The organism is Intestinimonas sp. MSJ-38, assembly GCF_018917925.1.
In the GTDB taxonomy this organism is placed as follows: Bacteria; Bacillota; Clostridia; order Oscillospirales; family Butyricicoccaceae; genus Pseudobutyricicoccus.
Map to the genome: position 1 here is coordinate 1 of NZ_JAHLPO010000037.1, position 14,762 is coordinate 14,762.

Annotated in this window: 9 protein-coding genes; 1 reads left to right on the forward strand and 8 read right to left on the reverse strand. The window is 56.3% G+C overall.

All coding sequences use genetic code 11. The features are described from left to right. The coding region (locus KQI26_RS14245; RefSeq protein WP_216503868.1) for an IS3 family transposase at window positions 1-204 on the forward strand (204 nt) is incomplete at its 5' end. A gap of 101 nt (window positions 205-305) precedes the next feature. Here KQI26_RS14245 and KQI26_RS14250 read toward each other — a convergent pair. The 8 genes from KQI26_RS14250 to rpoB all read right to left on the reverse strand — a co-directional run bounded on the left by KQI26_RS14250 (window position 306) and on the right by rpoB (window position 14,373). Then, window positions 306-1,844 carry an ABC transporter substrate-binding protein gene (locus KQI26_RS14250; protein WP_216504929.1) on the reverse strand — a complete coding sequence of 513 codons (1,539 nt, stop codon included), beginning with the start codon at window positions 1,842-1,844 and terminating at the stop codon, window positions 306-308. Between the two features lie 369 nt (window positions 1,845-2,213). Further along, window positions 2,214-3,416: an elongation factor Tu gene (tuf, locus tag KQI26_RS14255; RefSeq protein ID WP_118748425.1), complete on the reverse strand. Its 1,203-nt coding sequence runs from the start codon at window positions 3,414-3,416 to the stop codon at window positions 2,214-2,216. 112 nt (window positions 3,417-3,528) lie between these two features. Then, window positions 3,529-5,598, reverse strand: coding sequence for an elongation factor G (gene fusA, locus KQI26_RS14260; protein WP_216504930.1), 2,070 nt, complete (start codon window positions 5,596-5,598; stop codon window positions 3,529-3,531). A 38-nt stretch (window positions 5,599-5,636) separates the two neighbouring features. Continuing rightward, window positions 5,637-6,107 (reverse strand): 30S ribosomal protein S7, encoded by a 471-nt coding sequence (rpsG, locus tag KQI26_RS14265; protein ID WP_118427172.1) that lies wholly within the window; start codon window positions 6,105-6,107, stop codon window positions 5,637-5,639. Window positions 6,108-6,287: 180 nt separating this feature from the next. After that, window positions 6,288-6,716: a 30S ribosomal protein S12 gene (gene rpsL, locus KQI26_RS14270; RefSeq protein WP_216504931.1), complete on the reverse strand. Its 429-nt coding sequence runs from the start codon at window positions 6,714-6,716 to the stop codon at window positions 6,288-6,290. An 88-nt stretch (window positions 6,717-6,804) separates the two neighbouring features. Further along, the gene (locus KQI26_RS14275) at window positions 6,805-7,053 is read right to left on the reverse strand and encodes a ribosomal L7Ae/L30e/S12e/Gadd45 family protein (RefSeq protein WP_216504932.1); all 249 of its coding nucleotides are present in this window, start codon (window positions 7,051-7,053) and stop codon (window positions 6,805-6,807) included. A gap of 54 nt (window positions 7,054-7,107) precedes the next feature. After that, entirely contained in the window at window positions 7,108-10,632 is a 3,525-nt protein-coding gene (gene rpoC / locus KQI26_RS14280; RefSeq protein WP_216504933.1) for a DNA-directed RNA polymerase subunit beta', read from the reverse strand. Between the two features lie 18 nt (window positions 10,633-10,650). Then, window positions 10,651-14,373: a DNA-directed RNA polymerase subunit beta gene (rpoB, locus tag KQI26_RS14285; RefSeq protein WP_216504934.1), complete on the reverse strand. Its 3,723-nt coding sequence runs from the start codon at window positions 14,371-14,373 to the stop codon at window positions 10,651-10,653. Window positions 14,374-14,762 lie beyond the last annotated feature (389 nt).

Below are 14,762 nucleotides of genomic sequence, written 5' to 3' on the forward strand. Positions count from 1 at the left end.
AACTGTCTGGACAATGCTGTGATAGAAAACTTCTTTGGGCTGCTCAAAAGTGAGCTATTGTATCTGCAGGAATTTCAGTCCATGGAGCACTTCAAACAGGAGCTCATTGAGTATCTGGACTACTACAACAACCGCAGGATTAAGGCAAAGCTAAAGGGCTTGCCGCCTGCAATTCACAGACAGCAAGCCCTTTCGGCTGCTTGAACAATTTTTACTTCAGAATATTGTCTAATTTTTTGGGGTCACTTCACATCGTCCGGGGGTTTTCTTTACAAACGGGGTAGCGTTTGTTTTTTGAGAAAAGATTACCCTTTCCAGTTAAAGTTCTCGATGCGCACATCACCGGCACCGTTGATTTCCACATTCTCCAGGTTGGTGTTGTAGGCCCGCAGGTTCAGGGGCTGATACAGAGGCACCTGGGTGCAGATGACATTCAGCTTGGCACAGATCTCAGAGGTGATGGCCTCTCTCTCGGTTGCGTCAGCAGTAGCTGTGGCCTGGTCGATGAGGGCGTCGATCTCGGGATCGTTCAGACGGCTCTTGTTGGCAGCATTGATGGACTTGCTGTGGTACACGCCGTTGAGGTAGGTGATGGTATCGGCCATGGTGTAGCCACCGATAGCAGCCACATAGTTGCCTTCGGCCACGGTGCTCATGTAGGTAGCCAGGTCCATGCTTTCGATGTTGGCGGTAACGCCGATCTCAGCCAGGTCGGCCTGGATAACTTCAGCAGCACGCTTCTTGGTGTCGTCAGAGCAGATGATGGGGAAGTCAATGCTAGAGGGGTCCACACCGGACTTCTTCACATATTCCTTGGCCTTCTCCACATCATAGCTATCGGTGTTTTCAGTGCTGGTGCCAGGCAGGTTGGGGGGAACCTGAGTCTCGCCCACGGTGCCCAGACCGTTCAGAGCAACGGTAACAACGCTTTCCTTATCGATGGCGCAGTTCAGAGCATGACGGAAATCCTGATTGTCCAGACCGGGAACTTCATTGTTCAGCATGATCCAGTTCATGTTGGCCGGAGTGTACTCCAGAACAGCCAGATCAGGGTTTTCCTTGATCCGCTCCACATCCATGCTTTCCACTTCCATGATCATGTCCACTTCGCCGGCTTCCAGAGCAATGGTCCGGGAGGAGCCTTCGGGAATGATCTTCCAGATCACATTCTTGATCTTGGGAGCGCCCAGGTAGTAGTCTTCAAAAGCGGTGAACTCCAGCTGATCGCCGCGCTTCCAGTCCACAAACTTGTAGGGGCCGCAGCCGATGGGGTTCTCGTTGAAGTCGTTGCCGGCGTCGATCAGTTCCTTGGGAACGATGGCGTTGGCATGCTGGGTCAGGTTAAACAGCAGAGAAGCATCCGGGCTCTTTGTATGAATGCGCACGGTGTACTCATCCATCACTTCCACCGATTCGATGGAATCATTGTACAGAGAGCCGTCGGGGAAAGTCTTACCATACTCGATGGAAGCCTTTACATCTTCGGCCTCCATGGTGGAGCCGTCGTGGAACTTCACATCCTGGCGCAGCTTGAACTCCCAGCAGGTGGGGTCAATGTTGGTGAAAGACTCCGCCAGATCGGGCTGGGGATTCAGATCGTTGTCCAGACGCAGCAGGCTGGTGTAGTTGAGCAGGTTGACCGCGTAACCCGCAGAAGCGTTGTGAGCATAGGGGCTGACAGAAGGGGTCTCAGCCATGGTTGCAATCACAATGGTGTCCTTATCATGGGTGACGCTGCCGCCACCGCCCGACTGGCCGGAGTCCTTGGAGCAGCCCGCTCCCAGACCGACCATCATACTGCCCAGCAGCAAGCCGCCCAGCAGTCTCTTCATGGTGTTTTTCATCGAAAATGTCCTCCGTTTTCTTTGGGGGAAACTTCCCCCCGATTCCTTGTCTATTATAGCCATCCCCCTCTCAATGGGCAACTATCCAGCGCAATATATCAATATTTTTCTTCTTTTTCCTTTGTTATTTTTCATAATTCCACAAATTTATAGCCAATTTTTCTTTTTTCTTTTTGTGCATATTTTCATGTATTTTGCTATTTATTTAACAATTTAATGGCTATTTAATATCTTATAGGGCATTTTTCCCCATATTTTACACATATTTTTAACAATCTCGAAATATTTCTTTTTTCTGCTTTATATTGCTTTTTTGAACAAAAAAGAGCCATGGCAAAAGCCATGGCTCTTGAAAGAACAAAGAGTAAATTACTCGTTGACCTTGGTAACAACGCCGGAACCGACAGTACGGCCGCCTTCACGGATAGCGAAACGCAGGCCCTCTTCGATAGCGATGGGGGTGATCAGCTCAACATCCATCTCCACATTGTCGCCGGGCATGCACATCTCAGTGCCTTCGGGCAGAGTGATGACGCCGGTAACATCGGTGGTACGGAAATAGAACTGAGGACGATAGTTGTTGAAGAAGGGGGTATGACGGCCACCCTCTTCCTTGGTCAGAACATAAACCTGGCCATGGAACTTGGTGTGAGGATGGATGGAACCGGGCTTGGCCAGAACCTGGCCGCGCTCGATGTCGGTCTTGTTGATGCCGCGCAGCAGGCAGCCGATGTTGTCGCCAGCCTCAGCGAAGTCCAGCAGCTTGCGGAACATCTCGATGCCGGTAACGACGGTCTTCTTGGGAGCGTCCATCAGGCCGACGATTTCCACTTCTTCGCTCATCTTCAGCACGCCGCGCTCCACACGACCGGTAGCAACAGTACCACGGCCGGTGATGGTGAACACATCTTCCACAGGCATCAGGAAGGGCAGATCAGCCTTACGGTCAGGAGTGGGGATATAGCTGTCAACAGCGTCCATCAGGTTTCTGATGCACTCGTACTCAGGAGCGTTGGGATCGGTGGAAGTGCTCTCCAGAGCCTGCAGGGCAGAGCCGCAGATGATAGGCACTTCGTCGCCGGGGAACTCGTAAGTGCTCAGCAGCTCACGAACTTCCATCTCAACCAGCTCCAGCAGCTCGGGATCGTCCACCTGGTCGGCCTTGTTCAGGAACACGACGATAGCGGGCACGCCCACCTGACGGGCCAGCAGGATGTGCTCACGAGTCTGAGCCATGGGGCCGTCGGAAGCAGCGATAACCAGGATGGCGCCGTCCATCTGAGCAGCACCGGTGATCATGTTCTTGATATAGTCAGCATGGCCCGGGCAGTCCACATGGGCATAGTGACGGGCATCGGTCTCATACTCAACATGAGCGGTGTTGATTGTGATGCCGCGCTCTCTCTCTTCGGGAGCCTTGTCGATCATATCATAGGCTTCGAACTGAGCCTGGCCCTTCAGGGACAGGTACTTGGTGATCGCAGCGGTGGTAGTGGTCTTGCCGTGGTCAACGTGGCCGATGGTGCCGATGTTGACATGGGGCTTTGTTCTTTCAAATTTAGCCTTAGCCATTTGAACTCTCCTCCTTAATAGTGCGGTATTCTAAAAAGCATATTGAATCGCCCTGCAATAAGCCCATTTTATCTTAAAAACAGCGGCAATGCAATACATGAATTGCAAATACTTATTTGCCGGCGATGATTTTTTCCTGGATGCTCTTGGGCACCTCAGTGTAGTGGCTGGGTTCCATGGTGTACTGACCGCGGCCCTGTGTACGGGAGCGCAGATCGGTAGCATAACCGAACATTTCGCTCAGGGGCACAAAGGCATCGATCTGCTGGGCGCCGCTGCGGGCTTCCATGCCCTGGATCTGGCCACGGCGGGAGTTGAGGTCGCCGATGACATCGCCCATGTACTCTTCGGGCACGATGACGGAAACCTTCATGATGGGCTCCATCAGAATGGGATCGGCCTTCTTCATGGCTTCCTTGAAGGCCATGGAGGCGGCAATCTTAAAGGCCATTTCCGAAGAGTCCACTTCGTGGTAGGAGCCGTCATACAGAGTGACCTTGACATCCACCACATTATAGCCGGCCAGCACGCCGTTCTGCATAGCGCCCTGGATACCCTGATCGATAGGCCCGATATATTCCTTGGGAATGGCGCCGCCCACGATCTTGTTGATGAACTCGTAGCCCTTGCCGGACTCGTTGGGCTCCAGAATAATCTTGACATGACCATACTGGCCCTTACCGCCGGACTGACGGGCGTACTTCATATCCACATTGGCGCTCTTGCGCACGGTTTCCTTATAGGCAACCTGCGGGGAACCAACATTGGCTTCCACCTTGAATTCCCGGAGCAGACGGTCGACGATGATCTCCAGATGGAGCTCGCCCATACCGGCGATGATGGTTTGTCCAGTCTCTTCGTCGGTGTAGGTGCGGAAGGTGGGATCTTCTTCAGCCAGCTTGGCCAAAGCGATGCCCATCTTCTCCTGGCCGGCCTTGGTCTTGGGCTCGATGGCCACGCGGATAACAGGCTCGGGGAATTCCATGGATTCCAGAATGATGGGGTGCTTCTCGTCGCACAGGGTGTCGCCGGTGGTGGTGTTCTTCAGACCAACAGCAGCGGCGATGTCGCCGGCGTAGACCTTCTCCAGGTCTTCCCGGTGGTTGGCATGCATCAGCAGGATGCGGCCGATACGCTCACGGTTGCGCTTGGTGCTGTTGAGCACGGAGGAACCGGCGTCCAGAGTGCCGGAATAGACACGGAAGAAGCACAGCTTACCCACATAGGGGTCAGTCATGATCTTAAAGGCCAGAGCGGAGAAGGGTTCGTCATCGGAAGGATGACGGCAATCCTCTTCGTCGGTATCGGGGTTGACACCGTCGATGGCCTTCTTATCCAGGGGCGAGGGCATATAGTCGATGATGGCATCCAGCAGCTTCTGAACACCCTTGTTGCGGTAGGAAGTGCCGCAGGTGACAGGGATGATCTTAACATCCAGCACCGCCTTACGCAGAGCGGCCTTGATGTCCTTGATGGAGATCTCTTCCCCTTCCAGATAGGCTTCCATGATGGCGTCATCATACTCAGAGATGGACTCGATCATGTGAGCATGGTACTCGTCAGCCTTTTCCTTCAGGTCGGCAGGGATCTCTTCGCAGCGGATGTCCTTGCCCAGATCGTCATAATAGACATAAGCCTTCATTTCCACCAGGTCGATGATGCCCTTGAAGGTATCTTCGGAGCCGATGGGCAGCTGAATGGGCACAGGGTTACACTTCAGGCGTTCCTTCATCATGTCAACAGCATGATAGAAGTCGGCGCCCATGGTGTCCATCTTGTTGATATAGACCATGCGGGGAACATGGTATTTGTCGGCCTGATGCCAGACAGTCTCAGACTGCGGCTCAACGCCTCCCTTGGCGCAGAGAACGGTGACACTGCCGTCAAGCACACGCAGGGAACGCTCCACTTCCACAGTGAAGTCCACATGGCCCGGGGTGTCGATGATGTTGATTCTATGACCATTCCACGCGCAGGTGGTAGCAGCGGATGTGATGGTGATACCTCTCTCCTGCTCCTGCTCCATCCAGTCCATGGTGGCGGTGCCATCATGGGTTTCACCGATCTTGTAGTTGACGCCTGTGTAGTACAGGATTCTCTCGGTGGTGGTGGTCTTACCGGCATCGATATGCGCCATGATACCGATGTTACGGGTTAATTCCAGCGGATACTGCCTTGGCATCTAGTGCTCTCCTTTCCAAAAACGGTTTGAATGGCGGATTACCATCTGAAGTGGGCGAAAGCCTTGTTGGCTTCGGCCATCTTGTGGGTATCCTCGCGCTTCTTCACAGCGCCGCCGGTTCCGTTGATGGCGTCCATGATCTCGCCAGCCAGACGCTCCTTCATGGTCTTCTCACCGCGGTTGCGGGAATAGAGCGTGATCCAGCGCAGACCAAGGGTCTGTCTTCTTTCGGGGCGCACTTCCATAGGCACCTGATAGGTGGCGCCGCCAACACGCCGGGCCTTGATTTCCAGAGCGGGCATGATGTTTTCCATGGCCTCATTGAACGCTTCCACAGGGTCCTTGCCGGTCTTTTCCTTTACAATGTCGAAGGCGTCGTAGACGATCTTCTGAGCAATGCCCTTCTTGCCATCATACATGATGTTGTTGATGAGCTTGGTCACGAGTTTCGAATTGTAAAGCGGGTCCGGAAGAACATCCCTCTTGGGAACAAATCCTCTTCTGGGCACTTTGCTTCCCTCCTTCACAGAATGATTTCATAGGTACTCAAGGGTTCTTTGAGCCCTTGTTGTGTGCCCTGCCGGATCTTCCCTTTTTACCGATCGTCATAGCAATAATCTATAAAAATCCATCAAAAGGTCAATCTGGCAAAGCTCACACGCTTTGCTTTTTTGGGTTATGCGCTTTTCTTACTTCTTGGCTGCGCCGGCCTTGGGCCGCTTGGCGCCGTACTTGGAGCGGCTCTGCATACGGCCGTTGACACCCTGGGTGTCCAGGCTGCCGCGGATCACATGGTAACGCACACCAGGCAGGTCCTTAACACGGCCGCCTCTCACCATTACCACAGAGTGCTCCTGCAGGTTGTGGCCCACACCGGGGATGTAGCCCCAAACCTCCATGCCGTTGGTCAGGCGCACACGAGCCACCTTACGCAGGGCGGAGTTCGGCTTCTTAGGAGTCATGGTCTTGACCGTGGTGCAGACACCTCTCTTTTGAGGAGAAGACTGATCGGTAGTCATCATCTTCTTGGAGTTGTACCCCTTCTGCAGCGCGGGAGAATTGGACTTGTAGCTGACCACTTCTCTTCCTTTGCGAACCAGCTGATTGAATGTAGGCATAACGCACCTCCTTATAGATTATTGCTTTATGACACCCGCCCCCGGAGAGCCTGAGCCCTCCGGGAGAGGAAAAAGCCTGAAACAGGTTTTATTCTTCCAGCAGTGCAACGGCCACGGCGCATCCCACATGGATGCCGCACACGGCGCCAAGCTGGGCCATGGTAGGAACATTTTCCACCGGCACAGACTGCTGCTGGCAAAGCGCGATAAAGGGACGGGTAACATGATCCTCGGCGTCCTTGGCCACAAAAGCCAGCTTCGCCTTTCCGGCGCTCACCGCCCGCTGGGACTGTTTGACGCCCACGGCCCGGGGGCCCTGCTGCAACACAGAGAGCATGTTCATCCTCCAAAAATACTCACGCAGTTAATTATTATATGCTATCTTTCCCAATTAGTCAACCATTTCTACAACTTCTTCATAAGTTGCCTGGTTGTACTCGTCCACGCCGCTGCCGGCGGGCACCAATTTACCGATGATAACATTCTCCTTCAGGCCCAGCAGCGGGTCCACCTTGCCCTTGATAGCGGCTTCGGTGAGCACTCTGGTGGTCTCCTGGAAGGAGGCGGCGGACAGGAAGCTGTCGGTGGCCAGAGAGGCCTTGGTGATACCCAAAAGCACCGGTGTATAGGTGGCAGGCTCGAACTCCTTGCCTTCGGCGGCGGCCTTCTTGGCCCCCTCCTCATTGGCATCTTCGAACTCGAAGATATCCACCATGGACCCGGGCAGCAGCTCGGTGTCGCCCTGGTTTTCCACCCGCACCTTCCGCATCATCTGACGGACGATGACTTCGATGTGCCGGTCGTTGATATCAACGCCCTGCTGACGGTACACGCGCTGGACTTCCTGGATCAGGTAAGCCTGTACGGCTTCCACATCCCGGGTGCGCAGCACATCGTGGGGATTGAGAGCGCCTTCGGTCAAAGCGGCGCCCATGGCGATCTCCTCGCCATCCTGCACCTTGAGGGGCTGGCCCAGGGGCACCTGGTATACCTTGCTCTCGCCGCTCTCCCGGTCGGTGACGGTGATAGGACGGGTGGAGCCTTTGCGGCTGTCGTCCACCGATACCACACCGGCGTTCTCTGACAGAGTGGCGGCACGCTTGGGCTTGCGGGCTTCGAACAGCTCTTCAACACGGGGAAGACCCTGTGTGATATCGTTACCGGCAACACCGCCGGTGTGGAAGGTACGCATGGTCAGCTGTGTACCCGGTTCCCCGATGGACTGGGCCGCGATGATGCCAACGGCTTCACCGATGCCGATCTCGGTGCGGGAAGCCAGGTTGCTGCCGTAGCACTTGGCGCACACGCCGTGACGGGCACGGCAGGTGAGCACGCTGCGGATCTTGATCCGGGTGACGCCGGCGTCGGTGATGATCTTGGCGTCGTCCTCGGTCATCAGCTTGTCTTTGGACACCAGCACATTGCCGTTTGCGTCCTTGAAGTCCTCCACCAGATACCGGCCGATGAGGCGGTCGGCAAAGGGCTCGATCACCTGGTTGCCGTCGCTGATCTCAAAGACCCAGATGCCGTCGTCGGTGCCGCAGTCGTGCTCACGAATGATCACATCCTGGGACACATCCACCAGACGGCGGGTCAGGTAACCGGAGTCGGCGGTACGCAGAGCGGTATCGGCCAGACCTTTCCGGGCGCCTCTGGAGGAGATGAAGTATTCCAGAACAGACAGGCCTTCACGGAAGTTGGCCTTGATGGGGATTTCGATGGTCTTACCGGCGGTGTTGGCCATCAGGCCGCGCATACCCGCCAGCTGACGGATCTGGTTCATGCTGCCACGAGCACCGGAGTTGGACATCATGAAGATAGGATTGAACCGGTCCAGACAATCGTTCAGGGCCTTGGTAACATCCTTGATGGTCTGCTCCCATTCCTCAACCACCAGGCGATAGCGTTCGTCGTCGGTGATCAGACCGCGCTTGAACTGACGGTCGATGCGGGCCACACGCTTTTCGGTTTCGGCGATGAGGGTGTATTTCTCATCGGGGATGGTCATATCGGACACCGACACCGTCATGGCGCCGATGGTGGAGTACTTAAAGCCAAGGGCTTTGATATCGTCCAGCAGATGGGCGGTACGGGCGAAGTCATGGCGCTTGATACAGGCGGCGATGATCTTGCCCAGTTCCTTTTTGCCGCAGGAGAAGGAGATCTCCAGGTCAAACTCATGGCCGGGCTGGGTTCTGTCCACAAAGCCCAGGTCCTGAGGCACGGCCTGGTTGAAGATCAGCCGGCCCACAGTGGCCGGGACGATCTTACTTTCCATTTTGCCCTCAATTTCCCGGAATACCCGCACCTTGATGGGAGAATGGATGCCCACATAACCCTGCTGATAGGCCAGAAGGGCTTCGTCTTCGCTCGCGAAGATCATGCCGGTGCCCTTTTCTTCCCGGTCGATGGTCAGGTAATAGGAACCCAGAACCATATCCTGAGAAGGCACGGTGACGGGCATACCGTCCTGAGGCTTCAACAGGTTGTTGGCCGACAGCATGAGCAGACGGGCTTCGGCCTGGGCCTCGGCGCTGAGGGGCACATGGACGGCCATCTGGTCGCCGTCAAAGTCGGCGTTAAAGGCGGTACACACCAGGGGATGGAGCTTGATGGCCCGGCCTTCCACCAGGATGGGCTCAAAGGCCTGGATGCCCAGACGGTGCAATGTCGGCGCACGGTTGAGCATGACAGGATGCTCCTTGATGACCACTTCCAGAGCGTCCCACACCTCGGTACGGGCCCGTTCCACCATCTTCTTGGCGCTCTTGATGTTGTTGGCCACGCCGTCTTCCACCAGCTTCTTCATGACGAAGGGCTTGAACAGCTCCAGAGCCATCTCCTTGGGCAGGCCGCACTGATAGATCTTCAGGTCGGGACCCACCACGATAACGCTACGGCCGGAGTAGTCAACACGCTTACCCAGCAGGTTCTGACGGAACCGGCCCTGCTTGCCCTTGAGCATATCGCTGAGGGATTTGAGGGGACGGTTGTTGGGGCCGGTGACCGGACGGCCGCGGCGGCCGTTGTCGATGAGGGCGTCCACTGCTTCCTGGAGCATCCGCTTCTCGTTGCGCACGATGATGTCGGGCGCGCCCAGCTCCAGCAGTCTCTTCAGACGGTTGTTCCGGTTGATCACCCGGCGGTACAGGTCGTTGAGGTCGCTGGTGGCGAACCGGCCGCCATCCAGCTGGACCATGGGCCGCAGCTCAGGGGGAATCACCGGCACCACATCCAGGATCATCCACTCAGGACGGTTGCCCGACTGGCGGAAGGCCTCGATGACCTCCAGCCGCTTGATGATCCGCAGCTTCTTCTGGCCGGAAGCGTCTTTCAGCTCGGCCCGCAGCTGGGCGGACAGCTCTTCCAGGTCGATTTCGGCCAGCAGCTTCTTGATGGCCTCGGCGCCCATTTCCGCCTTGAAATCATCCTCGTATTTTTCCACCATGTCCCGGTATTCTTTTTCGGTGAGGATCTGCTTTTTCATCAACGGGGTGTCACCGGGATCGGTGACGATGTAGCTGGCGAAATAAAGCACCTTTTCCAGCAGCCGGGGGGACATATCCAGCACCAGGCCCATCCGGGAGGGGATGCCCTTGAAATACCAGATGTGGCTGACGGGAGCGGCCAGCTCGATGTGGCCCATCCGCTCCCGGCGCACCTTGGACTTGGTCACTTCCACGCCGCAGCGTTCGCAGATCTTGCCCTTGAAGCGCACTTTCTTATATTTTCCGCAATGGCACTCCCAGTCCTTCTGAGGCCCGAAGATCCGTTCGCAGAACAGGCCGTCCCGCTCGGGCTTCAGAGTGCGGTAGTTGATGGTCTCGGGCTTTTTCACTTCGCCATAGGACCATTCGCGGATCAGTTCCGGAGAAGCCAGACCGATCTTGATGGCTTCAAATGTCATGTTTGCCATAGTTTCTCTTCCCCTCCGTTACAGTGTCTCGTCGTCCAGCGGGTCGATCTCTTCTCCCGCCAGTTCGTTCATCACTTCCAGCGGGTCTTCCTCCTCATTCTGCTCACCGATGCCGAAACCGGCCTCAGCAAGCTCGCTGTCCAGAGCTACGCCCTGAGAACCCATCTCTTCCTGGGCTCCGCCGCCGCGGACGATATCCTCGTAAGCATCGTCGTCATCGTCGTCGTCATTGAGGTGGATCTCTTCCATATTCTTGTCCAGCACCTTCAGATCCAGACCCAGGGACTGCAATTCCTTCACCAGAACCTTGAAGGATTCAGGCACACCGGGCTTGGGCACATTGTGGCCCTTGACGATGGCCTCGTAGGTCTTGACACGGCCCACGATATCGTCGGACTTGACGGTGAGGATCTCCTGCAGGGTGTAGGCTGCGCCATAAGCCTCCAGGGCCCACACTTCCATTTCGCCGAAACGCTGACCGCCGAACTGGGCCTTGCCGCCCAAGGGCTGCTGGGTGACCAGGCTGTACGGGCCGGTGGAACGGGCATGGATCTTATCGTCGACCAGGTGATGGAGCTTCAGGTAGTACATATAACCCACGGTCACCGGGTTGTCAAAGGGCTCGCCGGTACGGCCATCGTAGAGGATGCTCTTGCCGTCCTCCCGCAGACCGGCATCCCGGAAGAGAGCCCGGATATCTTCTTCTTTTGCGCCGTCGAACACGGGGGTGGCCACATGGATGCCCAGTGCACTGGCCGCAAAGCCCAGATGCACTTCCAGCACCTGACCGATGTTCATACGGGAAGGCACGCCCAGGGGGTTGAGCACGATATCCAGCGGTGTGCCGTCGGCCAGGAAGGGCATATCCTCCTGAGGCAGAATACGGGACACAACACCCTTGTTGCCGTGACGGCCGGCCATTTTGTCGCCCACGGAGATCTTTCTCTTCTGAGCGATGTAGCAGCGGACCACCATGTTGACGCCGGGGGACAGCTCATCCCCGTTGGCCCGGGTAAAGACCTTCACATCCACAATGATGCCACCGGCGCCGTGAGGCACACGGAGAGAGGTGTCCCGCACCTCTCTGGCCTTTTCACCGAAGATGGCCCGGAGCAGACGCTCTTCGGCTGTCAGCTCGGTCTCACCCTTGGGAGTGACTTTGCCCACCAGGATGTCGCCAGGGTGCACTTCGGCGCCTACGCGCACAATGCCCCGCTCGTCCAGATCACGCAGAGCCTCCTCGCCCACATTGGGGATATCCCGGGTGATCTCTTCGGGCCCCAGCTTGGTATCCCGGCTCTCGGTCTCGTATTCTTCGATATGAATAGAAGTGTATACATCGTCCCGCACCAGGCGTTCGTTGAGCAGGACGGCGTCTTCGTAGTTATAACCTTCCCAGGTCATAAAGCCGATGAGGGCGTTTTTGCCCAGGGAGATCTCGCCCTGAGAGGTGGAGGGGCCGTCGGCGATTACATCGCCCTTCTTCACCCGTTCTCCCACCGCCACAATAGGCTTCTGGTTGATGCAGGTACCCTGGTTGGAACGCATGAACTTGATGAGCCGATGGGTCTTCTCACCCAGCTCATCGTAGTTGATGGTCACTTCCCGGGCGGTAACGCGGGTGACGGTGCCGTCGCCCAGGGCCAGAGGCACAGTGCCCGAGTCCACAGCGGCCTTGTATTCCATGCCGGTGGCCACGAAGGGGGCCTCGGTCTTCAGCAGAGGCACAGCCTGCCGCTGCATGTTGGAACCCATCAGAGCACGGTTGGCGTCGTCGTTTTCCAGGAAGGGGATCATGGCGGTAGCCACGGAAACCATCATCTTGGGGGCCACATCCACCAGGTCCACCTTCTCCCGCTCGATCTCGATGATCTCGTCGCGGCGGCGGCAGGTGACACGGTCGGCTTTGATCCGGCCGTTCTCATCCAGGGGCTCATTGGCCTGGGCCACGATGTACTCGTCCTCGATGTCGGCGGTCATATACTGCACTTCATCGGTGACGATGCCGGTTTCCTTGTCCACGATGCGGTAAGGAGCCTCGATAAAGCCGTAGTCATTGATGCGGGCATAGGTGGCCAGATAGGAAATCAGGCCGATGTTGGGACCTTCGGGAGTCTCGATGGGGCACAGACGGCCATAATGGCTGTAATGCACATCACGGACTTCCATGTTGGCCCGGTCACGGCTCAGACCGCCGGGGCCCAGAGCGGACATACGGCGCTTGTGCGTCAACTCGGCCAGGGGGTTGTTCTGGTCCATGAACTGGCTGAGGGGGGAGGAGCCGAAAAACTCCTTGATGGCCGCCGTCACAGGACGGATATTGATCAGGCTCTGGGGGGTGACAATGTCCAGATCCTGAATGGTCATACGCTCGCGGATCACCCGCTCCATGCGGGAGAAGCCGATGCGGAACTGGTTCTGCAGCAGCTCGCCCACGCTGCGCAGGCGGCGGTTGCCCAGATGGTCGATGTCATCGGCGGTGCCCACGCCATTGGCCAGGCAGTTGAGGTAGTTGATAGAAGCCAGGATATCGTCCACAATGATGTGCTTGGGAATCAGCTCATCCGCATTCTCCCGGATGGCATCCAGCAGCTCCTGGCCCTGGTGCTCTTCCATCAGCTGGCGCAGCACGGAGAAGCGCACCCGCTCATAGATGCCCAGCTCTTCCTCGTTGCAATCCACAAAGTCGTGGAGCCACACCATGTCGTTGGAGAAGGCCTTGACCTCTTTGCCCTCCACATCCAGATAGGCCACCGAAACGCCCTTCTTCTCGATGAGGGCGGCCTGCTCCCGGGTGAGCACCTGGCCGGGAGTGGCCAGTACTTCGCCGGTGAGGGGATCGGTGACAGGGCGGGCCAGTTTCTGGCCGCTGAGGCGCTTGGAAATGGCCATCTTCTTGTTGAACTTATACCGGCCCACGGTGGACAGATCATAGCGCTTGGGATCAAAGAACAGGTTGTGGAGCAGCGTCTGCGCGCTGTCCACTGTGGGGGGCTCACCGGGACGGAGACGCTTGTAGATCTCAATGAGGGCATCCTCGGTGGTCTTGATGGCGGAGTCCTTGTCCAGAGAAGCGATGATCCGCTCGTCCTCGCCGAACACCTCTTTGATCTCGGCGTCGGTGCCGATGCCGATGGCCCGGATCAGAGAGGTGATGGGCAGCTTGCGGTTTTTGTCGATGCGCACATAGAACACATCGTTCACATCGGTCTCATACTCCAGCCAGGCGCCCCGGTAGGGGATGACGGTACTGGTGTACATCTCCTTGTCGGGCCGCTCGTTGTTGATGCCGAAATACATACCCGGAGAACGGACGATCTGAGAGACCACCACCCGTTCGGCGCCGTTGATGATAAAGGTGCCGCCGTCGGTCATCACAGGGAAATCGCCCATGAAGATTTCCTGCTCCTTGATCTCACCGGTCTCCTTGTTCCGCAGGCGCATGCGCACTTTGATGGGGGCGGCATAGGTGGCATCCCGCTCTTTGCATTCTTCCACCGAATACTTGGGCTCTTCTTCCATGGAATAATCCAGGAAGGTCAGCTCCAGGTTGCCGGTGTAGTCGGTGATGGCGCCCACATCCCGGAACACCTCCCGCAGGCCGGTATCCAGGAACCATTGATAGGACTTCTTCTGCACCTCGATGAGGTTGGGCATCTGGAGCACTTCCCGGGTCCGCGAAAAGCAAACCCGCTCCTTTTTGCCGCACTGGATCCTGCCGTACTTTTCCCAGTTGTACATTTGCCACACTCCGTTTCCTGTCAGTTTGCGATACACTAGGGTGCGTTGCATTTTTTTATTTCTTCCCTGTTGCCATCCTCACCGGCTTTTGCTAAAATGAGAGCGGTGAAAAATGACAACCAGTTGATTGCATATCGATGCAGTATATTATTATACTATTTTCATTGCAAGAAGTCAACCGAACGAACTGTCTAAAACTGCCTGTTTTTTCAGGCAGTTTTTTGTTTATCCAGCCATTTCAGGCAAAAAGTTGGCCCGGCCGCCACAGCGTGAAGTGATAAAATAATGGTAGACACAAAAGTGCCTACCATTATTTTTATGCTATTATAGACATGGAGGTGGCAATATGGCTGGTAAATACACGATGCGAAGCAAAGAAGAAAAGTTAG

What these genes read in the sequence shown, in the direction of transcription:
- rpsL (WP_216504931.1), bottom strand. Translation starts at nt 6,716, where the DNA reads ATGCCTACATTCAATCAGCTGGTTCGCAAAGGAAGAGAAGTGGTCAGC.
- fusA (WP_216504930.1), bottom strand. Translation starts at nt 5,598, where the DNA reads ATGCCAAGGCAGTATCCGCTGGAATTAACCCGTAACATCGGTATCATG.
- KQI26_RS14250 (WP_216504929.1), bottom strand. Translation starts at nt 1,844, where the DNA reads ATGAAAAACACCATGAAGAGACTGCTGGGCGGCTTGCTGCTGGGCAGT.
- KQI26_RS14275 (WP_216504932.1), bottom strand. Translation starts at nt 7,053, where the DNA reads ATGCTCTCTGTGTTGCAGCAGGGCCCCCGGGCCGTGGGCGTCAAACAG.
- tuf (WP_118748425.1), bottom strand. Translation starts at nt 3,416, where the DNA reads ATGGCTAAGGCTAAATTTGAAAGAACAAAGCCCCATGTCAACATCGGC.
- rpoC (WP_216504933.1), bottom strand. Translation starts at nt 10,632, where the DNA reads ATGGCAAACATGACATTTGAAGCCATCAAGATCGGTCTGGCTTCTCCG.
- rpoB (WP_216504934.1), bottom strand. Translation starts at nt 14,373, where the DNA reads ATGTACAACTGGGAAAAGTACGGCAGGATCCAGTGCGGCAAAAAGGAG.